Genomic DNA, 26,391 nt, shown 5'->3' on the forward strand with positions numbered 1-26,391 from the left:
CCGCGCGCTATCTGGGCTCCAGCACGGTCCACCAGGGCATGGGCGTGCGCACCCGCAGCGGCAGCGTGGCTTCCAGGGTTGCCAGGGCCTGCGTAGTATCCGTGGTCGAGTAGGTGCCGACGATGCGCAGGTCGGCGATTTCCGGCGCGCAGCCCAGGTAGCCGCGGCGGTAGCGCGACAGTTCGGCCACGAAATCGCCCAGGCGCATGTTCTCGGCCACCAGCAGTCCGTCGGCCCAGGAGCGGCGCGCCAGGGCGGCGGCCTCGGCGGGCGCGGCGCCGGCCCGCGTGACGCGGGCCTGTTCGCCGGCATGCAGGATGCCGCCGGGGACGCCATTGGCCACGGGTTCGATCCGCACCGCGCCGTCGAACACGGCGACCACGCTGGCGCCGTCCTGCTGGTAGACGCTGTAGCGCGTGCCCAGGGCGCGCAGCCGCGCCTGGGCCGTGTCGACCACGAAGGGGCGGGCGGGAGACTGGTTGTCCGGGGCGGTGGCGACCAGGATCTCGCCCGCCACCAGCCTGATGCGGCGCAGGTCGGGGCCGTAGTCCACGTCGATCGCGCTGTCGGTGTTGAGCCAGATGACGGCGCCATCGGCCAGCCGGATCTGGCGGCGTTCGCCCAGCGCGGTGTGGTGGGTGGCGGCCCATTGGCGCCAGGGCAGGGCGCGCGACGCGCCCCAGCCGCCGAGGCCGGCGCCGCACAGCAGCGTCAGGGTCTTGAGGGTGAGGCGGCGGCGGGCCTGGCCGGCCGCGGCCGCGTCCAGCAGGCGGTGCGCCATGGGCTTGTTGCCGCCCGGCAGATTGAGGAACTTGCCGCTGATGGCCTCGACCTGGCGCCAGGCCTGCTGGTGGGCCGGATCGGCGTCGTGCCATTGGCGCCAGCGTTGGCGTTCGGCGGCGTCGACCGAGGGCGCGCCCAGCGCCGCGTACCATTCGGCGGCCTGCTGCAGCACCTGGAAGCTGGGGGCGGCGGCGCTCATGGCGCGGGCGGCTGGCCGGCGGTCAGGCAATGCAGCATCGCCTGCGCCATGTACTTCTTGACCATGCGCTCGGACACTTCCAGGCGCGCGGCGATTTCGACGTAGGTGTAGCCCTCCAGGTGCGACAGCAGGAACGCGGCGCGGGCCTTGGGGTTGAGCTGGTTGAGCAGCGCGTCGAGTTCGCACAGCGCGTCCAGCAGCAGCGCGCCTTCCTCGGGCGAGGGCGCCAGGGTGTCGGCCACGGTGGCGAGCGTGTCGCGATAGGCGCGCTCCAGGTCCTGGCGCCGCCAGTGGTTGACCACCAGCCCGTGGGCGATGGTGGTCAGGTAGGCGCGCGGTTCGCGGATCGGCTCGAGGTTGCGCAGCACCCGCAGGAAGGTGTCGTGCGCCAGGTCGGCGGCGTCGAAGGCGTTGCCCAGCCGGCGGCGCAGCCAATCCTGCAGCCAGCCGTGGTGGTCGCTATAGAGGACTTCGATATCGGGGGATGCCGCGCGCGGGGAGGGGAACACGATGGGACGTTGCCAACGTCGAATAATCAATAAGAATGAGTATCAATTATTCTTCAGGCTTGCCGGTTTGGCAATCGGCGTCGTCCCGGGGCGGACGGGTTCAGGTTTCGCGCAGGGTGACCGTGAACCAGCCGCGCAGGGCGTTGGACAGCCGGATTTCGTCGGCCGCGTGCAGGTCGGCCAGGGTCAGCACGCGTTCGCTGACGTTGCCGGTGTCCAGCAGTTCGGCGCGCTGCACGCCCGGCAGGCAGCCGCTGTCGACCGGCGGCGTGTACCAGTCGCCGTCCAGGCGCAGGTAGACGTTGCTGCGGCTGCCTTCGCACAGTTCGCCGCGTTCGTTCAGGTAGACCAGATCGAAGATGTGCGGATGGGCCGGCAGCCATTCGATGGTCTTGGTGTACCAGGGCCGGTAGGTGGTCTTGTAGCGCAGCAGCGGCTCGGACGAGCGCAGCGCCTCGGGCGCCAGCATGATTTCCTGCTCCGCCGGCAGCGGCGGCAGCACGGCGGTCTGGATGTGGCGGCTGCCGTCGCGCGCGACCAGCAGGCGCAGGCGGTGCGCGCCGGGGGTGTTCAGGCTGAGCGCGGCGATCATGATGTCGCTTTGCACCGCGTTGCCGCCCCAGGTGTAGCCCAGCGCCTTGCACGACTGCTCCAGGCGGCGCAGGTGGCGCGCCAGCAGGGGCACGCGGTGCTCGGCGTCGACCAGGATGGTCTCGATCAGTTCGGGTTGCATGGGGGCTCCTGGTAAACGGCGGGCGGCGGCGGGCGGGGCCGGGTTCTATCCTACCCCGCGGACACGGATTGCGCACTCAGGCGCGCAGGATGCGGGCCTTCCAGTGGCATTCCTGCCATTCCTCGGCCGGATCGGAATCATGCACGATGCCGCCGCCGACGCTGTAGACGCCGTGGCCGGCCTGGTCCAGCACCAGCGTGCGGATCGCCACGTTGAGCGAGAAGTCGCCGTCGGGCGCGAGCCAGCCGATGCTGCCGCAATACAGGCCGCGCGGCGCGGCCTCCATCTGGCGGATGCGGCGCATGGCGGCGACCTTGGGGGCGCCGGTGATGGAGCCGCAGGGGAACAGCGCGCGCAGCACGTCTTCGAGCGTGGCGTCCGGCGCCTGTGCCGACACGGTCGAGGTCATGGTCCAGACGGTGGGATAGCGTTCCAGCGAGAACAGCGCCTCGACCTTGACCGAGCCGGGCTCGGCCAGCCGGCCCAGGTCGTTGCGCAGCAGGTCCACGATCATCAGGTTCTCGGCGCGGTTCTTGTCGCTGGCCAGCAGCGCCTGGCCCAGGCGCTGGTCCTCGGCCGGGTCGGGGTGGCGCGGCGCCGTGCCCTTCATCGGCCGGGTGGTCAGTCGCGCGCCGCGGCGGGTCACGAACAGTTCGGGCGAGAACGACAGCACCGTGCGCGCGCCGTCCTCGATGTAGGCGCCGTGCGCCACCGGATTGCGCGCGGCGATGCGGCGGTACAGCGTGGCCGCGTCGCCCTGGTATTGCACGTCGAGCGGCTGGGTGTAGTTGACCTGGTACAGCTCGCCGGCGCCGATCAGCGCGCGGATGGCCTCGATCTGGCGCGCGTAGCCGGCCTCGGTCATGCGCGGCGCGGGGATGCTGAGGGCGGCCGGCGGGCTGTCGGCCGCCGGCGCGTCCCATGGCGTTTCGTCGATCTGGCGCTCGAACACCAATGCCGTCAGGCGCGCCCGGCCGTCATCATGCGGCGGCGTCCAGGGACCGGCGGGCGCGGGCCGGGCGGCTTCGGGCAACAGCCATTCTCCCAGCTCGTAGTCCAGCAGCAGCGCGACCCAGTGCCCGCGTTGGCGCGCCGCCTCGATGGCGGCCAGGGCGGGGCCGACCTCGGCCGCCGCGCGCGCCTCGATGCGGGCCAGAAAGCCGTCCAGCCGCAGGGCGCGGCCGGACAGCCGGTCTTCAAAACGACAATGCATGACGCTCTTTATTGTTGTGCCAGGAACTCCGTCAGCACCCGGCCCGTGTGGGAGTGGTCGCTCAGGGTCATGACGTGTTCCGGCGAGCCCTGCGCCACCAGCTTGCCGCCGCCGGTGCCGCCTTCGGGGCCCAGGTCCAGCAGCCAGTCGGCTTCGGCGATAACGTCGAGATTATGCTCGATCACCACCACCGTGTTGCCGGCTTCCACCAGGCGGTGCAGCACGTGGATCAGCTTTTCCACGTCGGCCATCGACAGGCCCACGGTCGGCTCGTCCAGCACGTACAGCGTGTGCGGGATGCGCGAGGCGCGGCCGGTCTTGATCAGGCCGTCGGTCAGGCGCGCCTTGGACAGCTCGGTGACCAGCTTGATGCGCTGCGCCTCGCCGCCGGACAGCGTCGGCGACGGCTGGCCCAGCGTCAGGTAGCCCAGGCCGACGTCCTGCATCAGCTGCAGCGGGCGATGGATCTTGGGATGGGCGGCGAAGTATTCGATGGCGTCATCGACTTCCATGGACAGCAGTTCGCCGGCGTTCTTGCCGCGCATCTGCACGCTCAGCGTGTCGCTGTTGAAACGCGCGCCGTTGCAGGCGTCGCACGGCACTTTCACGTCGGGCAGGAAGTTCATTTCGATGGTGCGCATGCCCTGGCCTTCGCAGATCGGGCAGCGGCCGTCGCCGGTGTTGAACGAGAAGCGCGCCGCGGTCCAGCCGCGCATGCGCGCTTCGCGGGTGTCGGCGAACTGCTTGCGCACGTCGTCCCAGAAGCCGACGTAGGTCGCCGGGCATGAACGCGGCGTCTTGCCGATCGGGGTCTGGTCCACTTCCAGCACGCGGTCGATCGCTTCCCAGCCCTGAATGCTCTCGCAGCCGGCCCAGCCGGGCGCCTTGCCCTGCGAGACGGCCTGCATCAGGTTGTCCAGCAGCACTTCGCGCGCCAGCGTCGATTTGCCGGAACCGGACACGCCCGTGACCACGCTCAGGCGGCCGACCGGGATCTTGGCGTCGACGCTGCGCAGGTTGTGCAGGCGCGCGCCCTTGATCTCGATCATGGGGGTGTCGGCCTCGACCGGACGGCGGCCTTGCAGCGGATGCTGCAGCGGCTTGGCCAGGTAGCGGCCGGTGACGGATTCGGGCGCGTCGATCAGGTCCTGCGCGCTGCCCTGCGCCACCACGCGGCCGCCGCGGATGCCGGCGCCGGGGCCGATGTCGATGATGTGCGAGGCGCGGCGGATGGTGTCGTCGTCATGCTCGACCACCACCAGCGTGTTGCCGTTGCCTTCCAGGCGCGCCAGCGCGTCCAGCAGGATGCGGTTGTCGCGCGGGTGCAGGCCGATGGTGGGCTCGTCCAGCACGTAGCAGACGCCCTGCAGGTTCGAGCCCAGCTGCGCCGCCAGCCGGATGCGCTGCGCCTCGCCGCCCGACAGGGTGGGGGCGGCGCGGTCCAGCGCCAGGTAGTTCAGGCCGACTTCCTGCATGAAGTTCAGGCGGCCGCGGATCTCGGTGAGGATGTCGCGGGCGATCTCGCCTTCGCGGCCGCGCGCCACCAGTCCGGTGAAGAAGGTGTGCGCGTCCGACACCGGCAGCGAGGCCAGCTCGGCGATCGACTTGTCGCGCCAGCGCACGGCGCGCGCGACCCGGTTCAGGCGCTGGCCGTCGCACTGCGTGCAGACCTTGGCCTCGCCTTCGTACCAGGCGTTCCAGGCGGTTTCCTCGCCGGTCTGTTCTTCGTCGAAGCCCTGCAGTTGCAGGCCGGTGCCGAAGCAGCCGGTGCACCAGCCGTGCTTGGAGTTGTACGAGAACAGGCGCGGATCGGGCTCGGGGAAGCTGGTGCCGCACGACGGGCAGGCGCGCTTGACCGAGAAGTGCTGCTGCTGCAGTTCGCTGTCGAGCGCTTCGTGCAGCTTGTTCACGGGCCACACCACCGACATCACGCCCTGGCCGTTTTCCAGCGCGCTCTTGACGGCGGCGCGCAGGTCGGCCTCGTTGGCGGGGTCGACCACGATGTCGGCCACCGGCAGCTCGATGGTGTGTTCCTTGTAGCGGTCCAGGCGCGGCCACGGCGCCACCGGAATGAACTCGCCGTCGACCCGCAGGTGCGAGTGGCCCTTGGACCCGGCCCACTTGGCCAGGTCGGTGTAGTAGCCTTTGCGCGCGGTGACCAGCGGCGCCAGCAGGCCGATGTGCTCGCCCTTGCGTTCGCGCAGCAGGCGCGCCACGATCTGGTCGGTGTTCTGCGGCTCCACCGCGACGTTGCAGTCCGGGCAGTACTGCGTACCCAGCTTCACGTACAGCAGGCGCAGGAAGTGGTGGATCTCGGTCATCGTGGCCACGGTCGACTTGCGGCCGCCGCGGCTGGTGCGCTGCTCGATGGCCACGGTCGGCGGGATGCCGAAGATGGCGTCCACGTCGGGCTTGCCGGCCGGCTGCACGATGGCGCGGGCGTAGGCGTTGAGCGATTCGAGATAGCGGCGCTGGCCTTCGTTGAACAGGATGTCGAAGGCCAGGGTCGATTTGCCCGAGCCGGACACGCCGGTGATCACGGTGAACTTGTCGCGCGGGATCTCGACGCTGACGTTCTTCAGGTTGTGCTCGCGCGCGTTGCGGATCTCGATCGCCATGTTGTCCTGGCGGCGCTTGCGCATGAGGGATTGCAGCGGCGTGCCTTCGCCGGCGCCATAGACGGCTTCGGGCTCGGCGATGCGGGCCGTCAGGCCGGCCTGTTCGGCCTCCTGCGCGTCGATGTCGCTGCTGACCACCACGTCGGCCGGCAGGATGCTGACTTCGTAGTCGCGCAGCGCCGCGCCGGTATGCGAGGCGGGGTTGGCCATCAGGTCCTGCGGCGTGCCGACGCCGATCACCAGGCCGCCGGCGTCGCCGCCTTCGGGGCCCAGGTCGATCAGCCAGTCGGCCGCGCGGATCACGTCCAGGTTGTGCTCGATGACCAGCAGCGTGTGGCCCGCGGCCAGCAGCTTGCGGAAGGCGCGCATCAGGCGCGCGACGTCATCGAAGTGCAGCCCGGTGGTGGGTTCGTCGAACAGGAACAGGCTGCCCTTCTTGGCGACCTTGGCGGTGGAGATGCCGCTGCGCGCCGCCTCGGCCAGGTGGCCGGCCAGCTTCAGGCGCTGCGCCTCGCCGCCCGACAGGGTCGGCACCGGCTGGCCCAGCCGCACGTATTCCAGGCCGACGTCGGCCAGCGGCGCCAGCCCGGTCTGCACGTCGCGCAGGCCCTTGAAGAATTCCAGCGCCTCGCTCACCGTCATTTCCAGCACCTCGTCGATCGAGGCGCTCTTGCCCAGGTGCTCGACGCGCACTTCCAGCACTTCCGGGCGGAAGCGCTTGCCGTCGCAATCGGGGCAGCGCAGGTAGACGTCGGACAGGAACTGCATCTCGACGTGCTCGAAGCCGGTGCCGCCGCAAGTCGGGCAGCGGCCGTCGCCGCCGTTGAAGCTGAAGGTGCCGGCGGTGTAGGCGCGTTCCCGCGCCAGCGGCGCCTGCGCGAACAGCTTGCGGATCGCGTCGAACGCGCCCACGTAGCTGGCCGGGTTGGAGCGCGCGGTCTTGCCGATCGGGGTCTGGTCGACCATGACGACGTCGGCGATCTGCTCGGCGCCCAGCAGGCGCTCGAAGGCGCCCGGGGCTTCAGACGGCTTGCCCTTCTGCTTGAGCAGGGCGGGGAACAGCACGTCCTGCACCAGCGTCGACTTGCCCGAGCCGGATACGCCGGTCACGCACACCAGGCGGCCCAGCGGCAGCTCGACCGAGACGTTCTTGAGGTTGTGCGCGTTGACGCCCTCGAGCAGCAGGCGCGGCGTGTTGGCCGCCACCGGCATGGGGCGCGGCGCTTCGACGCGCTGGCGGCCGCCAAGGTAGTCGCCGGTCAGCGTGCGGGCCGCGCGCAGCTGCGCCGGCGTGCCGTCGAACACGATCTGGCCGCCGCGTTCGCCGGGGCCGGGGCCGATGTCGATGATGCGGTCGGCGGCCACCATGACCTGCGGGTCGTGCTCCACCACCACCAGCGTGTTGCCGGCGTTGCGCAGGCGATGCATGACTTCGACCACGCGGTGCATGTCGCGCGGGTGCAGGCCGATGGACGGCTCGTCCAGCACGAACAGCGTGTTCACCAGCGAGGTGCCGAGCGCGGTGGTCAGGTTGATGCGCTGCACTTCGCCGCCGGACAGCGTGCGGCTCTGGCGGTCCAGCGTCAGGTAGCCCAGGCCGACGTCGCACAGGAACTTCAGGCGCGCGCGCACCTCGGTCATGAGCAGGTCGGTGGCGGCGTCCAGCGCGCCTTCGAACGACAGCTTGTCGAAGAACGTGCGCACCCGTTCGATGGGCAGCAGCATCACGTCATGGATCGACAGGCCGTCCAGGTTGTCGAGCTGCTCGCGGCTCCAGTTGGCGCCGACCGGCATGAAGCGCTTGTAGCGGCCGTCTTCCGGCGGCAGCACGGCGTCGGCCTCGGCCTTGGTGCCCAGGCGCCACAGCAGCGCGTCGGGTTTGAGGCGCGCGCCGTTGCAGGTGGGGCAGGGCGTGTAGCTGCGGTACTTGGACAGCAGCACGCGCACGTGCATCTTGTACGACTTGGTCTCGAGCCAGTCGAAGAAGCGCTGCACGCCGTACCACTGGTGCTTCCAGGCGTCGTTGCCGCCCTTCCAGTCGGGCGTGCCGTACAGCACCCAGCGCTTGTGCTCCTCGCTCAGGCTCTTCCAGGGCACGCCCAGCGGAACGCCGGCGCGCGGCGCGTATTTCTGCAGTTCGTCCTGGCATTCCTTGTACGAGGGCGTGGTCCAGGGCTTGATGGCGCCTTCCAGCAGGGTCTTGTTCTCGTCGGGAATGACCAGGCCGAAGTCGATGCCGATCACGCGGCCGAAGCCGCGGCAGGCCTCGCAGGCGCCCAGCGGCGAGTTGAACGAGAAGCTGCTGGGCAGCGGATCGGTGTATTCGATATTGCAGTCGGCGCAGTGCAGGCGGTCGCTGTACTTCCAGGTGTGCGCGTCGGCGCCCTCGGCGTCCATGACGTAGACGGCCAGGTGGCCGGCGCCCATGCGCAATGCCGTATCCAGCGCTTCCATCACGCGTTCGCGTTCGGTGCCGGCGAAGCGGAAGCGATCCTGGATCACGTGCAGGATGCGGCGTTCCTCGGCGGCGGCCTTGGCCTTGCCCTTTTCCTTCTTGGCGCCCTTGGCCGGCGCGGTGGCGTTCGGCACGGCGGTTTCCTCGGCGTGCACGCGGGTGTAGCCCTGCTGCTCGAGGAAGCCGCGCACTTCGTCTTCGGTGAAGTTGGCCGGCACGGCGATGGGGAAGGTCACCACCAGGCGCGGATCGCCCGCGGCGGCCGAGCGCTCGGCCAGCGAACGGTAGATCGATTCCGGGGTGTCGCGCTGCACTACCTTGCCACAGCCGCGGCAGTGCAGGCGCGCGCCGCGCGCGAACAGCAGCTTGATGTGGTCATTGAGCTCGGTCATCGTGCCGACCGTGCTGCGCGAGCTGCGCACCGGGTTGGTCTGGTCGATGGCGATGGCCGGCAGGATGCCCTCGATGCGGTCCACCTGCGGTTTGTCCATGCGGTCCAGGAACTGGCGCGCATAGGGCGAGAAGGTTTCCACGTAGCGGCGCTGGCCCTCGGCGTAGAGGGTATCGAAGGCCAGCGAACTTTTGCCGGACCCCGACACGCCGGTCACGACCACCAGTTCGCCGGTGGCGATGGTCAGGTCCAGGTTCTTGAGATTGTTCTGGCGGGCGCCAACGATGCGGATTTGGGAGCTCATGGACGGTATCGTAGCCTGAGGGAGGGCGCGGCCCCGGACGACGGCCAGTGGCTGGTTCCGGGCGCGGCGATGTGGAATAATTGCCTATATCGTGAGGCATGTGTCCACAATGTGGTCAAACATGCGCTCCGCTGCTGTACAAATAAACAGTATCGCAGATTCGTCTGAAATTAGCGCGGTTTGCCGGGTGCATTCTGCGGGCGCATTGTTAACGCAGGGCATCTACCCGAGGTGGGGGCGGTCGTGTCGGAATCCAAGGTGGCGGGCGCCGCGGCGTTCGCCAAATTCATGACGGTGTTGCAGGCGGTGGCGGACGCGCCGCAGCCGCCCACGGCGGCGGCGCTGGCGCGCAGCAGCGGTTATCCGCGGCCGACCGTCTACCGCATCGTGGCCGCGCTGGCCGAGCAGGGCATGGTGGCCGAAACCGACGGCGCCTATCGCCTGGGGCCGCGCCTGCTGGCCCTGGCCAGCCGCGCCTGGTCGCAGTTCGACCTGCGCGCCGCGCTCGCGGCCGATCTGCAGGCGCTGCGCGACGCGACCGGCGAGACCGTGCACCTGGCGGTGCCGGCCGGCGCCGAAATGATCTACATCGACAAGCTCGAAAGCCCCGGCCCGGTGCGCATGGCCTCGCGCGTGGGCGCGGCGGTGGCGCTGCATTCGAGCGCGGTCGGCAAGGCCTACCTGGCCGCGCTGGGCGAGCCGGCGCGGGAGCGCCTGTTGCGCGACCTGCCGCTGGAATCGCGCATGCCCGGCACCGTGGCGAGCCTGCCCGCGCTGCGCGCGGCGCTGGCCGAGACGGCGGCGCGCGGCTACGCGCTGGACAACGAGGAAAACGAGCCCGGCATCGTCTGCTACGGCGTGGCGCTGCGCGATGCCGCCGGCCAGCCGGTGGCCTGCGTCAGCGTCAGCACGCTGATGTTCCGGCGCCGCGACGATCCGCAATCCGCCTATATCGAACCCCTGCTGCGGCTGCGCGATGCGGCCGCCGCCAAACTCGCCGTGCTGCCATCCGGCGGCGCCTGAACGCTCCGTCCCGAAAGGAATGCCATGACTGCTGCTCCCCTTGCCTCGAAGCTAGACGCCCTGCTCGCCGCCCGGGTCGTGCCCGTGCTGCGCTACCAGGACGCCGCCACCGCGGCCTACGCCGCCGAGGTGGCCGTGGCCGCCGGCTGCACCACGCTGGAACTGACCTGGACCATTCCGGGCGTGACCGACCTGGTGCGCGCGCTGCGCGACAAGCACGGTCCCAGCCTGCTGCTGGGCGTGGGCACGGTGCTGGATGAAACCCAGGCGCGCGAGGCCCTGGTGGCTGGCGCCGACTTCCTGGTGTCGCCGGCCCTGGCCACCGAGATCGTCGACCTGGCGCACGCCGCCGACGCCCTGTGCCTGCTGGGCGCCTTCACGCCCACCGAAGTGCTGGCCGCGCGCCGCGCCGGCGTCGACGTGGTCAAGGTGTTTCCGGCCGATACCGGCGGCCCCAAGCACCTGGCGGCGCTGAAGTCGGTCTACCCGGACACGGTGTTCTGCCCCACCGGCGGCGTCACCGCCGAGAACATGGCCTCGTACTTCGCCGCCGGCGCCGGCCTGGTCGGCATCGGCAGCAACCTCTACGACAAGGCCGCCTTCGCCGCGCGCGACACTGCCGCGCTGGTGGCGCAGATCATCCGTACCCGCGAGGCCGCCCATGGCTGATTTCGACATCGTCGCGCTGGGCGAGCCGCTGGTCGAACTGAACCAGACCCGCCAGGGCGAGCTGCAATACCTGCAAGGCTTCGGCGGCGACACTTCCAACGCCGTCATCGCCGCGGCTCGCCAGGGCGCGCGCTGCGCCTACCTGACCCGCGTCGGCGACGACGCCTTCGGCGCGCAGTTCCTGGACCTGTGGCGCGAAGAGGGGGTGGACACCTCGGGCGTCGAGGTCGACGCCAGCGCGCACACCGGCCTGTACTTCGTGCAGCACGGCCCCGACGGCCACGCCTTCAGCTACCTGCGCCGCGGCTCCGCCGCCAGCCTGATGACGCCGGCCACGCTCGACGGCGGCCTGATCGAGCGCGCCCGCTTCCTGCATGTCTCCGGCATCAGCCTGGCGATCAGCACCAGCGCCTGCGACACGGTCTTCGCGGCCATCGCCCGCGCGCGCGCGGCCGGCGTGCAGGTCAGCCTGGATTCGAACCTGCGGCTGCGCCTGTGGCCGCTGGACCGGGCCCGCGCCGTGCTGCGCGAGGCGCTGTGCCATGCCGACCTGTTCCTGCCGAGCATGGACGACATGCAGCACCTGACCGGCAACGACGACCCCGAACGCACGCTGGACTGGATCCGCGATGCCGGGGCGACGGGCGTGGTCGTGTTGAAGCTGGGCAAGGACGGTTCGATCATCGACGACGGCAAGACGCGCACCCCGGTGGCGGCTTTGCGGGTGGAGGCGGTGGACGCGACCGGCGCCGGCGACTGCTTCGCCGGCAGCCTGCTGGCGCGCCGCTGCCAGGGCGACGACTGGGCCGACGCGGTGCGCTACGCCAATGTGGCGGCGGCGCTGTCGACGCTGGGCTACGGCGCGGTCAATCCGCTGCCGCGCGCTGAGCAGGTGCTGGCGAAGCTGCGGGGTTGACGCCTGGGGCTGAAGTGGGCGCCAGCGAGCGCGGCCGGTATCAACCGCAGGCGCTGCAGGCGGCCCGTCGACAATGGCCTGCCGGCAACGCGGGTCGCCCACTCGCCAGTTTCCCCGGGCCGTTTGTCTACCGCTGGCGTGCCCGGCCGCCCAAACAAAAATCCCCGCCGGTTCGCACCAGCGGGGATTTTTTTCGATCAGGCCGCACGCCAGGAACCTGGCGCGGCCGGCGTGTCATTTAGACGCGCTTGATCTTTTCCAGCATCTTGAACACACCCTTGGGCGACTTGACGAACAAGCGCTTGAAGGCCTTGCCCAGGCAACGGCGTTCCAGGGTGTTGCGACGCACGCGTTTGCGTTCAGCCATGTTGATTCTCCTGTTGAATTTGCGGAAATCAGATTTGCGGGGCGAAGCGGGTCTTGCGGTTTGGCAAGGCTTCGACCCGACCGCACAACCGGATACTGGGCTGGCGGGGGAATTGGGTAACTTGGCATTCTAGCCTGAAAGTGGGGGGGCTGCCAATTTTGGGGGGCTGCTGTGGTTGTAAAACGGGGACGAGTTGGGTGTTCGTAGGTCGCCCCTCGGTCGGTCGGACCCGATGGCGGGCGCCCACGATTGCGGTCCGGAGCGTTCGCTCCGGACTTCCCCTTTGTCATCCTCGTCCTCGCCTTCGGCGACTCCTTCGGATTCCCTCGGGCGCATCGAGGTTGCCCGCCATCGGGTCCGCCCGACCGAGGGGCTACGGATTTCGAGGCTCGTTGCGCTGCTAGACCTGTGTTCAGGGAATGGAACCTTCCGGGACGCCAATTTCGGCCGCGCGGGCGGCCGGAATTGGCGGTTGTGCGGTTTGGTTTGTGGCGGGGGCGCTGCGCGCGGGTGGAGAGCGGGTTTCTATTGATTCCGCGCGTCGAGGGGGAGGGGCGGTGGTGGTCGGCGCGATGTGCGCCGTGTTGCGCGTGACGAGCTTCGTGCGCCGACCACAAACAGTCTTGGTGCGGGCATGCACTCAATGGCAAAGGGTTTTGGCGCAGGTGGGCCTTGGTAGCAATGCGTTGCGACGCTGGCACGCTTTCAATGAAAAGTCATTCGCGGCGGCAGCAAGCCTTCCAAAGAAAATGATCTCGCCGTTCCCACACGCGATAGCGCCATCACGGATCGCAAGACATCGCGTAAGCCTCAAAAGGCCGCCCGCGCGGCCGGCTTGAGGCGGGCCCCGTCCCACCATTCACCGCAAGCGCGAAGCGGCATCCCCAACCGCAAGACCCCGCGGATGCCCTCCGATGGCCGCCCGCGCGGCCGAGGAAGGGCGACCACCGCAAGATCTTCCAATCCACGCCAGCCCAACATAAGAACGCCAGCACCCCCACCCACACGCGAGAGCGTCATCGCCCAGACGCAAGACTCCGCGTAAGTCCTAAAAGGCCGCCCGGGCGGCCTTTTAGGACGGGCCCCGTAAATCTCTCCCCCCGCCCTGACGTTGCATCAACATGCCAAGCACACCACCCGCCCCAAAGCCCGGCAGTAAGTCTCATCGCGAGCGCGTGGCGGGGTCGGTGGGGGATGGCGGGGCGTGTAGATGCGCCCGAGGGAATCTGAAGGAACAGCCGAAGGCTGTGACGAAGATGACGAAGGGGGGGGCCGCCTAGGCAAGTCCGGAGCGAACGCTCCGGACCGCAATCGTAGCCCCGCCATCCCCCACCGACCCCGCCACGCGCGCCTAAAGCACCCACTCCGCCCCAAAAAAAACTACTCAGCCGGCCCCAACTTAGGCCGAATAAAATCCATAAACGCCCGAGTCTTAGCCGGCTGAATACTCGACGGATACACCACGTAGATCGAAATAGGATCCACCGACCACCCCGGCAACACCCGCCGCAGCGAGTTCCGCTTGATGATCGGATCCAGCGCCTGGCAATGCGGCATCCGCGTGATCGCCAGATCCAGCCCCGCCAGCGTCCCCGCGATGCTCATGTTGTTCGCCGCCAGGTGTCCGCTCACCGGCACCTGTTCGCTCACCCGCCCGTTATGCAGCGTCCAGTGCGAATGGGCGTCGTCGATCGTCGTGCGCAGGCATTGATGCTGCGTCAGGTCCGACGGCGTCTTCGGTTCCCCGAAACGTTCCAGATAGCGGTCCGAGGCGTAAAGATAGTTGTCCAGCGACACCAGCTCCTGCACCACCGCGCCGTCGCTGCGGGGCGCCGGCGCGGCGCCATTGCCGTTGTCCGCGCTGGCCACCGGATAGTCGCTGTTGCGGCCGAATCGCAGCACGATGTCGAACGGCGTGCCCTGGGCGTCCGAGGCCGTCATCATGCTCAGGTCGAACTCGCACTCCACCTCGGGATAGCGGTCCGTGAAATCGTTGATCGTTTCCGGCAGCAGCCAGATCGCCAGGCTGTAGGGCATCGACACCCGCAGATTGCCCGAGGGGCCGCCCGACAGCGCCTGCAGCTGTTCGTGCGCCAGGCGGGCCTCGTCGATCAGGCCCTGGCAGCGGCTCATGTAGGCCGCGCCGGCTTCCGTCAGGTCGAGGCGGCGGGTGTTGCGGTTGATGAGGCGCAGGCCGATCGCGCGTTCCAGCTCATTGATGCGGCGCGACAGCGTCGAGGTCGGCATGTTCAGCGCCCGGGCGGCCAGGCTGAAGCTCTTGCGCTTGGCAACTTCTACAAACAGGGCGATGTCGTTGAGCTGGACGGTCGGGGCTTCCATAGGCGTTCCGGTGTGGGCCGCCCGAGTTTACGCCACTCCGGCGCCCGTCCCAACGCCGGCGCGGTGGATGGGAATCAGTCCGGGAATCCGCACCTTGTCAGATTTGATTGCAAATTTGCATGCCGTGGCATCAGTTGCCGTGGGCATATCCCCTACACTTCAGGCGAAACACCATACCAAGACCGCAGCGGTTATCCGGAATCGCCAAGGGGCCCAGTTCGCATGATCGATACGCCGACGTTCTTCACCGTCCTGACGCCCACCTACAACCGGGCGGGGACGTTGCACAGGGTGTACGAATCGCTATCCCGCCAGACATTCCGGGATTTCGAGTGGGTGATCGTGGACGATGGGTCCACCGACAACACCCACGAAGCGGTGCTCGACTGGCAGCAGCGGGCCCCTTTCCCCATCCGCTACATCTGGCAGAACAACCAGCACAAGAAAACCGCCTTCAACCGCGGGGTGCGCGAAGCGCATGGCCAGTTGATCGTGGCGCTCGACAGCGACGACGAGATGCCGCCCGAGGCGCTGGCGACGTTCAAGGCGGCCTGGGAGGCGATTCCGCCGGCGCGGCGCGATTCCTACGTGGCGGTGACCGGCCTGTGCGCCCGGCCCGACGGCAGCATCGTCGGCGACCGCTATCCGCAGGACGTGTTCGACAGCACGGCGGTGGACGTCTATTTCCGCTACCGCATCAAGGGCGAGAAATTCGGTTGCATGCGCACCGACGTCCTCAAGAAATATCCCTTTCCCGAAAACGTGGCGGGCTTCGTGCCCGAGAGCCTGGTGTGGTGGGCGATCGCGCGGGCCGGCTACCTCAGCCGCTTCATCAACCAGGTGGTGCGCACCTATCACGACACCCCGGGCGGGCTGACCCGGGGCGCGACGTCGGTGGCCAACAATGCCCAGGGCCTGTACCTGCTGGCCTGGGACATGCTGCAGCACCACCTGGAATTCTTCCGCTTCCGGCCGCGTGAATTCATCATGGCCGCGGCGCGCTACACCCGTTTCCGGCTGCATCTGAAGCACTCCGGCGTGCCGACGGCGCTGCAGGCCTATCGCCTGACCAATCCGTGGGCGCGGGTGATGGTGGGGGCGATGTGGCCGCTGGGCTACGCGCTGTACCGCCGCGACCGGCGGCGCGGCGTGGCCTGAGCGCCGGCCGGACGGTCGCCACGGCCGTCAGGCGATGCTACGCCGTTGCCGGCGCGGCGTGGCCCAGCCCCAGATAGACCTCGACCACGCGCGGGTCCTCGGCGACCTGGGCGGCGGGGCCTTCCAGCGTGACGCTGCCGGTTTCCAGCACGTAGGCGTAATCGGCCACCTGCAGCGCGGCGCGGGCGTTCTGCTCGATCAGCAGGATCGATACGCCCATGCCGCGCAGCTGTTCGACGATGCGGAACACTTCGCGCACGATGCGCGGCGCCAGGCCCAGGCTGGGTTCGTCCAGCATCAGGAGGCGCGGCTTGGCCATCAGCGCGCGGCCCACGGCCAGCATCTGGCGTTCGCCGCCGGACAGCGTGCCCGACAGCTGCGCGCGGCGTTCGCGCAGGCGCGGGAACAAGTCGTAGACCTCGGCCAGCGTCTGGTCCTGGTCGCGCAGGCCGCGACGGAAGCGGTCGAAGGCGCCCAGCATCAGGTTGTCCTCCACCGACATCTCGGCGAACAGCTCGCGCTTTTCCGGCACCAGGTTCATGCCGGCCGCCACCATTTCCTCGATCTCGGCGTGTTCCTGGCGCTTACCGCCGAACACGATCTCGCCGCGCGAGGGCAGCACGCCCATGATGGCCGACAGCAGGGTGGTCTTGCCGGCGCCGTTGGGGCCGATGACGGTGACGATCTTGCCCTCGTCCACCGACAGGCTGACGCCCGAGACCGCCTCGACCTTGTCGTAGGCCACGCGCAGGTCGCGCACTTCCAGCAGTTTCGCGCTCATCATTCCACTCCGCCCAGATAGGCTTCCAGCACCGCGGGGTTGTGCTGGATCTCCGCCGGCAGGCCCTCGGCGATCTTTTCGCCGAAGTCCATCACCACCACGCGATCCACCAGGCCCATCACGAAATCCATGTCGTGCTCGACCAGCAGGATCGCCATGCCCTCGGCCCGCAGCTTCTTGAGCAGTTCGGCCAGTTCGCGCTTTTCCTGGTAGCGCAGGCCGGCGGCCGGTTCGTCCAGCAGCAGGATGCAGGGATCCGACGCCAGCGCCCGCGCGATCTCCAGGATGCGCTGCTGCCCCAGCGCCAGCGAGCCGGCCTCGTCGTGCAGGTGTTTGCCCAGGCCGACGCGCTCGACCTGGCGCGCGGCCTCGGCCAGCAGGCGGGCCTCCTCGGTGCGGTCCAGGCGCCAGGCGGCCGGCAGCACGCCGCGATGGCCGCGCAGGTGGGCGCCGATGGCGACGTTCTCCAGCACGCTCATGCGGCCCAGCAGGCGCACGTGCTGGAAGGTGCGCGACAGGCCCAGGCGGGCGATCCGGCGCGCGCCGGCGCCGGCCACTTGCTGGCCCAGCAGCGTGACCTGGCCGGAGGTGGGCGTGTCCACGCCCGAGATCTGGTTGAACATGGTGCTCTTGCCGGCGCCATTGGGGCCGATCAGCGCCAGGATCTCGCCGGCGCGGATCTCCAGGTTCATGGCGTTGTTGGCGACCAGGCCGCCGAACTTGCGGGTCACGTCGACCGCCTTCAGCACCACCTCGCCGCGCGGCGGCATCGGCTTGCGCGGCAGCGGCTCGGCCTGGGCGTCGATCTGCCGCTGGCGCTTGTGCACCGGCACGCAGCGCGCCAGCACCGGCCACAGGCCGCCGCGGAAGCGGTGCAGCAGCAGCACCATGCCGAAGCCGAACACGATCACTTCGAAGTTGCCGGTCTGGCCCAGCAGCTTGGGCAGCCAGTCCTGCAGCCATTGCTTGAGCACCGTGAACACGCCGGCGCCCACCAGCGCGCCCCACACCTGGCCGGCGCCGCCGATGACGGTCATGAACAGGTATTCGATGCCCATCTGCAGGCCGAACGGGTTCGGATTGACGAAGCGCTGCATGTGCGCGTACAGCCAGCCCGAGGCGCAGGCCTGCAGCGCGGCGATGATGAAGATCACCATGCGCGAGCGGGCCGTGTCCACGCCCATCGACTCGGCCATGACACGGCCGCCCTTGAGGGCGCGGATGGCGCGGCCCTCGCGCGAATCGAGCAGATTGCTGGTCGACCACATGGCCACCAGCAGGAAGGCCCAGATCAGGTAGTAGATCTCATCGCCCTGCGTCAGCGCCCAGCCGAACAGGTGGATGGCTGGCACGTCGGGGATGCCGGTGTGGCCGCCCAGGCCTTCGACCGAGCCGAAGGCGAAGTACAGCGACAGGCCCCAGGCGATGGTGCCCAGCGGCAGGAAGTGGCCGGACAGCTTGAGCGTGATGGCGCCCAGCAGGTAGGCCACCACCAGCGTCAGCAACAGGCCGGCCAGCAGCGTCAGCCAGGGCGAGGCGCCGAGCCACGCCAGCCAGGCGGGCAGGGCGTCGGCGCGGGTGGTGAGCAGCGCGGTGGTGTAGGCGCCGATGCCGACGAAGGCGGCCTGGCCGAAGCTGGTCAGGCCGCCGACGCCGGTCAGCAGAACCAGCCCCAGCGCCACCATGGCGTACAGGCCGATGTAGTTCAGCAGCGTGACGTAGAACGGCGGCAACGCCAGCGGCGCGGCCGCCAGCAGCGCCAGGAACACGAGGACGAGGTGGCGCGGGGTCATTCTTCTTCTTCCTCGACGTGGTGGCTTTTCAGGGAGCGCCAGAGCAGCACGGGGATGATCAGCGTGAAGACGATGATCTCCTTGTAGGCGCTGGCCCAGAACGAGGAGAAGGCCTCGATCAGGCCGACCAGCACGGCGCCGGCGGCGGCCAGCGGATAGCTCACCAGGCCGCCGATGATGGCGCCGACGAAGCCCTTCAGGCTGACCATGAAGCCGGAATCGAAATACATGGTGGTGATGGGTGCGATCAGGATGCCCGAGACGGTGCCGATCAGCGCCGCCAGGAAGAACGTGGCCTTGCCGGCGAACACCGGCGATATGCCCATCAGGCGCGCGCCGAGCCGGTTGAAGGCGGCGGCGCGCAGGGCCTTGCCGTACATCGAGCGCTCGAAGAACTGGTACAGCACCACGATCAGCAGCGCCGACACCGCCACCACCCACAGCGCCTGGCTGTTGACGTTGACCGGACCCAGCGCCAGGCTGGCGTCGCTGAACGGCGCGGTGCGCGCGCCCTCGGCGCCGAAGGCCAGCAGGCCCAGGCCGACCAGCGCCAGGTGTACGGCGATCGACACGATCAGCAGCACCAGCGTCGAGGCCGAGGCGATCGGCTGGTAGAACAGGCGGTACAGCTGCGGGCCCATCGGCACCACCAGCAGCAGCGTCAGCAGCGCCTGCACGGCCATCGGCAATTGCGCCAGCGGCAGGCGGTAGAACAGCGCGGCCAGCAGCAGGGGATACGCCACCTTGGCGATGATGCGCCACAGCGGCGCGCGGCGTCCCGGCCGCCTGGCGCGCGCCATCAGGTCGGCCACGGCCTCGGCCAGCGCGAACGCCAGCAGCAGCCACACCAGCAGCACCGGCTTGCCGGCCTGCAGCGCGGCCATGGTGAGCGCGCCGAAGGCGACGAACTCGCCCTGGGGGATGAACAGCACGCGGGTAACGGTAAAGACCAGCAGGATGGACAAGGCCAGCAGCGCGTAGATGGCGCCGTTGGTGATGCCATCCTGCCCGAGTATCAGGGCGATCTGAGCATTCATCGGTACTTCCGGATAAAACGGAAAAACACTGCAGCGGTTTTATCTCCGCTTGAACCCTGCCCATCGGGATGCCGCGGAGCCGGCTCTGCCGGTCCGCAGGCATGCCCCCTGGGGGGGAGGCGCGCAGCGCTTCGGGGGGGCTATTTCGGCTTACTTCACCAGCGTCCAGTTGCCGTCCTTCACCGTGATGAGTTCGCGGCCGCGGTCGTCGAAGCCGCTGTGGTCGGCGGCGCTCATGTTGTAGACGCCCTGGGTGCCGACCAGCTCGCGGGTCTGTTCCAGCGCGTCGCGCAGCGCGCTGCGGAACTCCTTGGTGCCCGGCTTGCCGGCCTTCTCGGCCAGCGGGATGGCCTTTTCCAGCAGCAGGCCGGCGTCGTAGACGTTGGCGCCGAAGGTGGCGGGCTTGGAGCCGTTGAGCTTCTCGTAGGCGGCGATGTAGTCGCTGGCGACCTTCTTGGACGGATTGCTGTCGGGCATTTCCGGCAGCACCAGCATCAGGCTGGCGGCCAGCACGGTGCCTTCGACCTTCTTGCCGCCGAGCTTGAGGAAGTCGGGCAGCGCGGCGCCGTGGGTCTGGTAGAACTTGCCCTTGTAGCCCTGGTCGAACAGCGTCGTCTGCGGCAGCACGCTGGCGGCGCCGGGGGCGGCGATCAGCACGGCGTCGGGCTTGGCCGCCAGGATCTTCAGCGCCTGGCCGGTGACCGAGCTGTCAAAGCGCAGGTAGCGTTCGTTGGCGGTGAGCTTGATGCCCTTTTCGGCCGCCATGGCCGAGAACACCTTGTACCAGTTCTCGCCATAGGGATCGTTCAGGCCGATGAAGCCGACCGTCTTGATGCCGGTCTTGGCCATGTGGTCGACCAGCGCGCGGGCGATGATGTCGTCGTTCTGGGTGGTCTTGAAGACCCACTTCTTCTGCTCGTTCATCGGCAGCACCACGGCGGCGGTGCCCACCGGCGCCAGCATCGGCACGCCGGCCTCGGCGGCGAACTGGATCACGCCCATGGCGTTGGGCGAGCCCGACGGCCCGATCAGGGCGTCCACGTTCTGTTCGGTGATGAGCTTCTTGAAGGCCGTGACCGAGTTGGTGGAATCGCTGGCGTCGTCCAGCGAAATGTATTCCACGGTCAGGTCGCCGATCTTCTTGGGCAGCAGCGGCACGGTGTTCTTTTGCGGAATGCCGACCAGCGCGGTGGGGCCGGTGGACGAGGTGACCACGCCGACCTTGACCTGGGCCAGGACGGGCAGGGAGACCAGCGTGGCCAGCACGGCGGCGGCCAGGGGGAGTTTCTTCGACAGCATGGCAAAACCTCCGGATAGGGGGCAGAGTGGGTGCGGCTGGAAAACGGAGAAAACGGATACCGCGGAAATTGCTTTTGGCTTCAACTTTCTGGCACTGCACTGTAGACGCGGTCTGCGTGCTTACCTATCCGTCAAAACCCGAAGCGGATGCGTGGGACGCCGGTCAGATGGTGATGGAACTGACGCTGGCGCCGCCGCAGACGAACAGCGTCTGGCCGGTGACAAAGCTGTTGGCCGGGTCGGCGAAGAACATCACCGCCCGCGCCACGTCGTCCGAGCGTCCCAGGCGCTTGACCGGGATGCCGTTGGCCAGCTGCTTTTCGCGTTCGCTGCCGGGTTCGATCACTTCGTAGAACATGTCGGTCTGGATCGGGCCGGGCGCCACCACGTTGACGGTGATGCCGTAGGGCGCCAGTTCGAGCGACCAGGTGCGCGCCATGCCGACCATGCCGGCCTTGGTGGCCGAATAGGCGGTGCGGGTGGGCAGGCCCAGCGCGCCGCGCGAGGACATCATGACGATGCGGCCGAAATGGCGCTCCTGCATGCCGGGCAGGGCCGCCTGCACCAGGCTGATGGCCGCGCCCAGGTGGATCTGGGTCAGGCCGTGCAGTTCCTCCTGGGTCACCTGCGGCAGCAGGTTGGGCCAGATGACGCCGGCGTTGTGGATGACATGGCTGACCGGAAAACGCGCCGCGATCTCGGCGCCGGCCTGGGCCGTGGCGTCGGCGTCCAGCAGGTCCACCTGCACGTTGTGCAGGCGCGGGTGGCCGAAGTCGGCGGCGCGGCGCGCCATCGAGATCACTTCGTAGCCCGCGTCGAGCATGCTGCGGCAGATTTCGGCGCCGATGCCGGCGCTGCCGCCGGTGACGATGGCGACGTTGGTGTGCGTCATGGTGGATCCCCCTGTGTTCTTTAGTTATCCGCCGCCGCTCAGGCGCGCGGCGCCAGCGCCAGCACCCGCAGCGGGCTGCCCGAGCCGCTGCGGATCTTGAGCGGCGCCGAGAAGATCACCGCGCCGGTGGGCGGCAGCTGGTCCAGGTTGGTCAGGCACTGCAGGCCGTAGCGGTTGTTGCCGTGCATGAAGTAGTGGCAGGGGTAGGGCGGATTCAGGTGATGGGCCTGGCCGGCGTCGGTGCCCACCGATTCGGTGCCGAAGCCGTGCACGTCGCGTTCCTTGATGAGCCATGGCACCACCTCGGCGTCGGGGCCGGGCGAGTGGGCGCCGTCTTCCTTCATGTTCAGGTATTCGGCCGGCTTGGCGCGCTTGGACCAGTCGGTGCGCATCAGCACCCAGGAACGGGCCGGGATGCGGCCATGCTTTTCCTCCCACTTCTTGACGAAGTCGATGGTCAGCAGGAAGTCGGGGTTGTCGCGCGCCTCGGCCGAACAGTCGATGACGCTGGCGCCGGCGATGAACGCCTCGACCGGGATGGTGTCGACGGTGTTGTCGGGCTGGTCCTTGCCGGTGACCCAGTGCACCGGCGCATCGAAGTGGGTGCCGGTGTGCTCGGAGCAGGAGAAGTTGTTCCAGTACCAGGCCGGGCCGCGCTCGTCATAGCGCGAGATTTCCTCGATGCGGAACGGCCAGGCCTGGCCGAATTCCGGCGGCAGCACGATGGTGGGGAATTCGGGCGTCAGCGTCTCGGTCAGGTCCACCAGGCGGATGCGGCCCGACACCAGTTCGGTCATGAATTGCGCAAGTATGGGTTGGCTCATCTGTTGCTCCTTTGGTTTTCGTCTCGTCGGGCACGGCGGCCGCCGTCAGGCGCCCAGTTCTCGTTCCAGTCCCTTGGGGTTCTCCGCCAGCCGCGCGCGGAATTCCTGTGCCACGTCGCCGACGTACACGTCTTCGACGCCTTCCTTCAGCGCGCGCACGATGGCGCCGGCGATGGCCGCGGGCGCCACGCGCGGGGGCGGCGTGCGCTGCTCCCATTCGTGGTCGACCGGGCCGGGAAACACGTTCACCACGCGCACGCCGGCCGGCCGCAGCTCGGCCCGCAGGCATTGCGCCAGCGACAGCGCGGCGGCCTTGGAGGCCGACCACATGCCGCGCGCCGGCAGGTTGACGTGGGCGTAGATCGACAGCACGTTGACCCAGGCCGTGGCGTTGTTGACGCCGTCGGCGGCGCGGCCGCACAGCGCCGGGCCGAAGCCCTGCGCCAGCCGCATCAGGCCCAGCACGTTGACGTCCAGGGCGTCGCGCGCGGTGTTGACGTCCTTGCGGCCGAGCAGGCCGCCTTCGCGTTCCAGGTCGGCGGTGTTGACCAGGATCTCGACCTTGCCGCCGATCGACGCCGCGGCGCGTTCGACCGAGTCGCTGTCGGTCACGTCCAGGGCCAGCGCCTGCACCCGCGGATCGGCCGCCAGCGCGTCGAAGGCGGCGTCGCGGCGCCAGGCCTGCGGGTCGCCCAGGAACACGGTCGGGCAGCCGGCGTCGAGCAGGGCGCGCGCCACCGCCTGGCCCACCGCCGACTTGCCGTCGGTGACCAGCGCCCGGCGGAATTTCGGATCGCACGAGGTCTCGCGCAGGGTCTTGTCGTCTTCCATATTGGGCGTATTCCTTTCGGGCAGGGCGATCATCACGGCCTGGCCGCTGCGGTCGAGCTTGAGCGCCAGCCGCACGCGGGCGCCGTCGGCGCAATCCTGGTGCACGTGCGCCACCACCGACGGGCCGGCGTCCATGCGCACCGTGCCCACCCGCCACGGCAGGCGTTCACGGAAATAGAGGTCGTTGCTGTGATGCAGGGTGGTGCTGACCAGCAGCACGCCGTCGGGATCCACCGGCCGCCACGGCAGGCGTTCCGACAGGCAATGGCCGCAGACCTCGCGCGGCGGGTATTGCACCGCGCCGCAATCGGCGCAGGCCTGCAGTTCGAAGCGGCCCTCGGCGGCCGCGGCCGTCAAGCCCAGGGCGGCGCGGCTGCGGGCGCCGGGCGGCAGGGTCGGCTGGCGCGTGCGCGCCACGGGGTTCTTGCGCGGCGGCTTGGCTAGCGGCTCGGTCATGCGTCGCTCCTGGCCAGGATGGCCGCGGCGGTGCACAGGCCGCGGTCGTAATTGATCATGCCGAAGCCGCTGACTAGGCCCAGGCGCGCGTCGGCCACCTGGGTGCCGCCGGCCGTGCCGGTCAGCTGGCGCAGCGCCTCGACCATGCCGAGGTAGCCGCCGGCGGCGCCGGCCTGGCCCACCGACAGCTGGCCGCCATTGGTGTTGAACGGCAAGCTGCCATCGACGGTGAAGGTGTTGGCGCGCACGAACCCGGGCGCCTCGCCCTTGGCGCAGAAGCCCAGGTCTTCCATCTGCATCAGGTTGATGACGGGGTAGTCGTCGTAGGCCTGCAGGAAGTCCATGTCGGCCGGCGCCGCGTCCGCCATGCCGTAGAGTTCGTCGATGTCCATGGTCCAGCCGCCGCGGGTCTGGATCGGGTCCTCGATCCAGGCGTTGTGGCGCTCGATGGTGGACAGGATGCGGGCGTAGGGCAGGTTCAGCGCCCGCGCCCGGTCTTCGCTCATCACCAGGAAACCGTCGGCGCCGGCGCAGGGCATGACGCAGTCGAACAGGTGGATCGGGTCGGTGATGACGCGCGCGTCCAGGTACTGCCTGAGCGTCAGCGGCTTCTTCATCAGCGCGTGCGGATAGCGCAGGGCGTTGTCGCGCTGCGCCACGCAGACCTTGCCGAAGTCCTCGCGGGTGGCGCCGGTGCTGCGCATGTAGTGCGCGGTCAGCAGCGCGAAGCTGGCGTTGGGGCCGCCCGCGCCATAGGGATAGACGGCGTCCTGGGCGAAGCGCGAGAACTGGCTGACGGTGTTGCGGAACGAGTCGACCTGGTTGGTGTCGCCCGCGATGCAGGCGACGATGCCGGCGTCGCCCGCCTGCACCGCGCGCGCGGCGCGGCGCAGCGCGGCCACGCCGCTGGCGCCGCCCATGGGGATGTGGTCGAGCCAGCGCGGGCTCATGCCCAGGTGCTGCGTCAGGCCCACGGCGGTGTCCGGCGCCAGCGTGAAGCTGGACACGCACAGGCCGTCGACGTCGGTCTTGGCGATGCCGGCCTGGCGGATCAGCGCGCCCAGCGCGCGGCCCAGCCACCAATGCGCGGCATGGGTGGAGTAGCGCTCATACGGAATGCTGACAGGCAGGGCCGCCACCACGCCGTCGTAGCGGGCGCGCGTCGGGGTCATCGGGCTGGCTCCTGGCGCTTCTTCATGGCGGTGGTGTCGACGCAGCGGGCGGTGCCGGGCAGCGTCGGCGCCAGCGTCTTCATTTCGCCGCGCTGGATCTTGTTGGTGGTGGTGAGCGGCAGGCTGTCGACGAAGGCGACGTAGCCGGGCGCCTTGTAGTAGGCCAGCTGTTGCAGGCTCCATTGCACGATGTCGCGGGCCGCATCGTCGCGGGCGGCGGCGTCGGCGGGCGCGGTTTCCGCCACCACGCAGGCCAGCACCTCGTCGCCGCGCACCGGGTCGGGCACGGCGGCCACCGCCACCGCCTTGACCAGCGGATGCTGCAGCAGCACGCTTTCGACCTCCACCGCCGAGATGTTCTCGCCGCTGCGGCGGATCACGTTCTTCTTGCGGTCGACGAAGCGCAGCGCGCCATCGGCCTCGCGGCGCACGATGTCGCCGGTGTGGAACCAGCCGTCTTCCCAGGCCTGCGAGGTGGCGTCCGCGTCCTTGAGGTAGCCGGCGAAGAAGCCGTAGCGCGGGTCATCGCCGGCATGGCGCACCAGCAGCTCGCCCGGCTCGCCGGCGGCGGCCTCGCCGCCGTGGTCGGCGACGATGCGCACCGCCACGTCGTCCTCTTCGCGGCCGAAGCAGCTGCTGCCGATGTGGCGCGGCTCCTGGTTGGCGATGATGACGGCGCCGGCGCCGGTCTCGGTCATGGCCCAGGCTTCCAGCAGCGGGAAGCCGAAGCGCGCCTCGAACGGTTCATGCAGCTTGCGGTCGACCCCGGCGCCGAAGCCGAAGCGAATCGCCGGCTGCCGGTCTCGGGCCGAGGGTTCGGCCTTCATCAGGATCGCCGGCATCACGCCCAGGTAGTGCAGCACGGTGGCGCCGGAATCGCGCACGCTGTCCCACCAGGTCTTGGGATGGAAGCGGTCCAGCGGGATCAGGCAGCCACCGGTCAGCACCATGGCCATGGCGGAATAGGCCATGGCGTTCATGTGCACCAGCGGCAGCGGCGTCAGCATGCGTTCCTCGCCGGGGCGCAATTCGGCCAGGCCGCCGATGCGGGCGTACCAGCCGCCCGCGTGCAGGAAATAGCGGTTCGGCAGGATGCAGCCCTTGGGGCGGCCGGTGGTGCCGGACGTGTACAGCAGCGCGCATTCGGTCAGTTCGTCGGGCGTGCCCGCCAGCGGCGCGGGGAAGGGCGCGGCGGGCGGCGCATCGTCGGGGCCCATCACGCGCAGCGGCCGGCCGGCGCGCTCGGCGGCGGCCAGCAGGTCGGCGTGGCGCTGCGGCAGGGCGACGGCCAGCGCGATCTCGGAATGGCCCGTCAGGTACTCCAGTTCGGCCGCGCGCAGGTCGGGGTTGATCGGCACCACCGACACGCCCAGCGCGTTCAGCGCGAACCAGTGCAGGAAAAAGGCCGGCCGGTTTTCCAGCAGCAGGCCGGCGCGATGGCCGTGGCCGTAGCCGGCGCGGGCGTAGGCCGCCCGCAGCGTCTCGATGGCGGCGGCGGCCTGGGCATAGCCCAGTTCGCCGGCGCCGATGCCGTAGATGTCGGCGGTTTCCGGCAGGATGCACAGGAAGGGCCGGGCGCCATGCCGGGCCGCGGTGTCCAGGAAAGCCTGGTGGACGGTGGTGCTCAC

General features: G+C 69.3%; 20 protein-coding genes. 4 read left to right on the forward strand and 16 right to left on the reverse strand.

Translation table 11 applies throughout. The features are described from left to right. Positions 1-7: 7 nt before the first annotated feature. From H0523_RS00250 to uvrA, 5 genes are all read right to left on the reverse strand, one after another. Positions 8-982 carry a FecR domain-containing protein gene (locus H0523_RS00250; protein ID WP_180179994.1) on the reverse strand — a complete coding sequence of 325 codons (975 nt, stop codon included), beginning with the start codon at positions 980-982 and terminating at the stop codon, positions 8-10. Further along, entirely contained in the window at positions 979-1,491 is a 513-nt protein-coding gene (locus H0523_RS00255) for a sigma-70 family RNA polymerase sigma factor (RefSeq protein WP_054433963.1), read from the reverse strand. The genes H0523_RS00250 and H0523_RS00255 overlap by 4 nt, the downstream gene beginning before the upstream one ends. Before the next feature lie 100 nt (positions 1,492-1,591). Next, the gene (locus H0523_RS00260; RefSeq protein WP_054433962.1) at positions 1,592-2,224 is read right to left on the reverse strand and encodes an aminotransferase class IV family protein; all 633 of its coding nucleotides are present in this window, start codon (positions 2,222-2,224) and stop codon (positions 1,592-1,594) included. 76 nt (positions 2,225-2,300) lie between these two features. Next, positions 2,301-3,437 carry an aminodeoxychorismate synthase component I gene (locus tag H0523_RS00265; protein WP_054433961.1) on the reverse strand — a complete coding sequence of 379 codons (1,137 nt, stop codon included), beginning with the start codon at positions 3,435-3,437 and terminating at the stop codon, positions 2,301-2,303. Between the two features lie 8 nt (positions 3,438-3,445). Beyond that, positions 3,446-9,205, reverse strand: coding sequence for an excinuclease ABC subunit UvrA (gene uvrA, locus H0523_RS00270; protein WP_054433960.1), 5,760 nt, complete (start codon positions 9,203-9,205; stop codon positions 3,446-3,448). A gap of 243 nt (positions 9,206-9,448) precedes the next feature. Between uvrA and H0523_RS00275 the strand changes: the two genes are divergently transcribed. The 3 genes from H0523_RS00275 to H0523_RS00285 are packed head-to-tail and all read left to right on the forward strand — an operon-like array spanning position 9,449 to position 11,813. Next, on the forward strand, positions 9,449-10,228 hold the full coding sequence (locus H0523_RS00275) for an IclR family transcriptional regulator (protein WP_054434024.1): 780 nt from the start codon (positions 9,449-9,451) through the stop codon (positions 10,226-10,228). Positions 10,229-10,252: 24 nt separating this feature from the next. Then, a complete protein-coding gene (locus tag H0523_RS00280; RefSeq protein WP_054433959.1) occupies positions 10,253-10,897 on the forward strand; it encodes a bifunctional 4-hydroxy-2-oxoglutarate aldolase/2-dehydro-3-deoxy-phosphogluconate aldolase in 645 nt (214 codons plus the stop codon). Further along, positions 10,890-11,813, forward strand: coding sequence for a sugar kinase (locus H0523_RS00285; RefSeq protein ID WP_054433958.1), 924 nt, complete (start codon positions 10,890-10,892; stop codon positions 11,811-11,813). The genes H0523_RS00280 and H0523_RS00285 overlap by 8 nt, the downstream gene beginning before the upstream one ends. 238 nt (positions 11,814-12,051) lie before the next feature. Here the strand turns inward: H0523_RS00285 and H0523_RS32155 are convergent, their stop codons facing one another. Next, positions 12,052-12,180, reverse strand: coding sequence for a hypothetical protein (locus H0523_RS32155; RefSeq protein WP_006226408.1), 129 nt, complete (start codon positions 12,178-12,180; stop codon positions 12,052-12,054). Positions 12,181-13,560: 1,380 nt separating this feature from the next. Further along, positions 13,561-14,520, reverse strand: coding sequence for a LysR family transcriptional regulator (locus tag H0523_RS00290; RefSeq protein WP_054432858.1), 960 nt, complete (start codon positions 14,518-14,520; stop codon positions 13,561-13,563). 222 nt (positions 14,521-14,742) lie between these two features. On the opposite strand from H0523_RS00290, the gene H0523_RS00295 reads away from it, so the two are divergent. Next, entirely contained in the window at positions 14,743-15,678 is a 936-nt protein-coding gene (locus H0523_RS00295; protein WP_054432859.1) for a glycosyltransferase family 2 protein, read from the forward strand. Between the two features lie 37 nt (positions 15,679-15,715). On the opposite strand, the gene H0523_RS00300 is transcribed toward H0523_RS00295, so the two are convergent. The 9 genes from H0523_RS00300 to H0523_RS00340 form a co-directional block, all read right to left on the reverse strand. Further along, the gene (locus H0523_RS00300) at positions 15,716-16,459 is read right to left on the reverse strand and encodes an ABC transporter ATP-binding protein (protein ID WP_054432860.1); all 744 of its coding nucleotides are present in this window, start codon (positions 16,457-16,459) and stop codon (positions 15,716-15,718) included. Then, complete coding sequence (locus tag H0523_RS00305; protein ID WP_054432861.1) at positions 16,459-18,252, reverse strand: branched-chain amino acid ABC transporter ATP-binding protein/permease; 1,794 nt, start codon at positions 18,250-18,252, stop codon at positions 16,459-16,461. Before H0523_RS00305 ends, H0523_RS00300 begins: the two co-directional genes overlap by 1 nt. Next, positions 18,249-19,289 carry a branched-chain amino acid ABC transporter permease gene (locus H0523_RS00310; protein WP_020925013.1) on the reverse strand — a complete coding sequence of 347 codons (1,041 nt, stop codon included), beginning with the start codon at positions 19,287-19,289 and terminating at the stop codon, positions 18,249-18,251. The genes H0523_RS00305 and H0523_RS00310 overlap by 4 nt, the downstream gene beginning before the upstream one ends. Before the next feature lie 150 nt (positions 19,290-19,439). Next, the gene (locus tag H0523_RS00315) at positions 19,440-20,588 is read right to left on the reverse strand and encodes an ABC transporter substrate-binding protein (protein ID WP_054432862.1); all 1,149 of its coding nucleotides are present in this window, start codon (positions 20,586-20,588) and stop codon (positions 19,440-19,442) included. Between the two features lie 163 nt (positions 20,589-20,751). Beyond that, entirely contained in the window at positions 20,752-21,480 is a 729-nt protein-coding gene (locus H0523_RS00320; protein WP_054432863.1) for an SDR family NAD(P)-dependent oxidoreductase, read from the reverse strand. Between the two features lie 38 nt (positions 21,481-21,518). Continuing rightward, entirely contained in the window at positions 21,519-22,304 is a 786-nt protein-coding gene (locus tag H0523_RS00325) for a cyclase family protein (protein ID WP_054432864.1), read from the reverse strand. Between the two features lie 45 nt (positions 22,305-22,349). Beyond that, positions 22,350-23,591 carry an SDR family NAD(P)-dependent oxidoreductase gene (locus H0523_RS00330; RefSeq protein WP_054432865.1) on the reverse strand — a complete coding sequence of 414 codons (1,242 nt, stop codon included), beginning with the start codon at positions 23,589-23,591 and terminating at the stop codon, positions 22,350-22,352. After that, on the reverse strand, positions 23,588-24,763 hold the full coding sequence (locus H0523_RS00335) for a thiolase family protein (protein WP_054432866.1): 1,176 nt from the start codon (positions 24,761-24,763) through the stop codon (positions 23,588-23,590). Before H0523_RS00335 ends, H0523_RS00330 begins: the two co-directional genes overlap by 4 nt. Beyond that, entirely contained in the window at positions 24,760-26,391 is a 1,632-nt protein-coding gene (locus tag H0523_RS00340; protein ID WP_054432867.1) for an AMP-binding protein, read from the reverse strand. Before H0523_RS00340 ends, H0523_RS00335 begins: the two co-directional genes overlap by 4 nt.

The sequence above is a fragment of the Achromobacter insuavis genome (assembly GCF_902859645.1).
Lineage (GTDB): Bacteria > Pseudomonadota > Gammaproteobacteria > Burkholderiales > Burkholderiaceae_B > Achromobacter > Achromobacter insuavis.

Coding starts and splice junctions, on each gene's coding strand:
- H0523_RS00250 (WP_180179994.1), bottom strand. CDS start 982: ATGAGCGCCGCCGCCCCCAGCTTCCAGGTGCTGCAGCAGGCCGCCGAA.
- H0523_RS00260 (WP_054433962.1), bottom strand. CDS start 2,224: ATGCAACCCGAACTGATCGAGACCATCCTGGTCGACGCCGAGCACCGC.
- H0523_RS00265 (WP_054433961.1), bottom strand. CDS start 3,437: ATGCATTGTCGTTTTGAAGACCGGCTGTCCGGCCGCGCCCTGCGGCTG.
- uvrA (WP_054433960.1), bottom strand. CDS start 9,205: ATGAGCTCCCAAATCCGCATCGTTGGCGCCCGCCAGAACAATCTCAAG.
- H0523_RS00280 (WP_054433959.1), top strand. CDS start 10,253: ATGACTGCTGCTCCCCTTGCCTCGAAGCTAGACGCCCTGCTCGCCGCC.
- H0523_RS00285 (WP_054433958.1), top strand. CDS start 10,890: ATGGCTGATTTCGACATCGTCGCGCTGGGCGAGCCGCTGGTCGAACTG.
- H0523_RS32155 (WP_006226408.1), bottom strand. CDS start 12,180: ATGGCTGAACGCAAACGCGTGCGTCGCAACACCCTGGAACGCCGTTGC.
- H0523_RS00290 (WP_054432858.1), bottom strand. CDS start 14,520: ATGGAAGCCCCGACCGTCCAGCTCAACGACATCGCCCTGTTTGTAGAA.
- H0523_RS00295 (WP_054432859.1), top strand. CDS start 14,743: ATGATCGATACGCCGACGTTCTTCACCGTCCTGACGCCCACCTACAAC.
- H0523_RS00300 (WP_054432860.1), bottom strand. CDS start 16,459: ATGAGCGCGAAACTGCTGGAAGTGCGCGACCTGCGCGTGGCCTACGAC.
- H0523_RS00305 (WP_054432861.1), bottom strand. CDS start 18,252: ATGACCCCGCGCCACCTCGTCCTCGTGTTCCTGGCGCTGCTGGCGGCC.
- H0523_RS00310 (WP_020925013.1), bottom strand. CDS start 19,289: ATGAATGCTCAGATCGCCCTGATACTCGGGCAGGATGGCATCACCAAC.
- H0523_RS00315 (WP_054432862.1), bottom strand. CDS start 20,588: ATGCTGTCGAAGAAACTCCCCCTGGCCGCCGCCGTGCTGGCCACGCTG.
- H0523_RS00320 (WP_054432863.1), bottom strand. CDS start 21,480: ATGACGCACACCAACGTCGCCATCGTCACCGGCGGCAGCGCCGGCATC.
- H0523_RS00325 (WP_054432864.1), bottom strand. CDS start 22,304: ATGAGCCAACCCATACTTGCGCAATTCATGACCGAACTGGTGTCGGGC.
- H0523_RS00330 (WP_054432865.1), bottom strand. CDS start 23,591: ATGACCGAGCCGCTAGCCAAGCCGCCGCGCAAGAACCCCGTGGCGCGC.
- H0523_RS00335 (WP_054432866.1), bottom strand. CDS start 24,763: ATGACCCCGACGCGCGCCCGCTACGACGGCGTGGTGGCGGCCCTGCCT.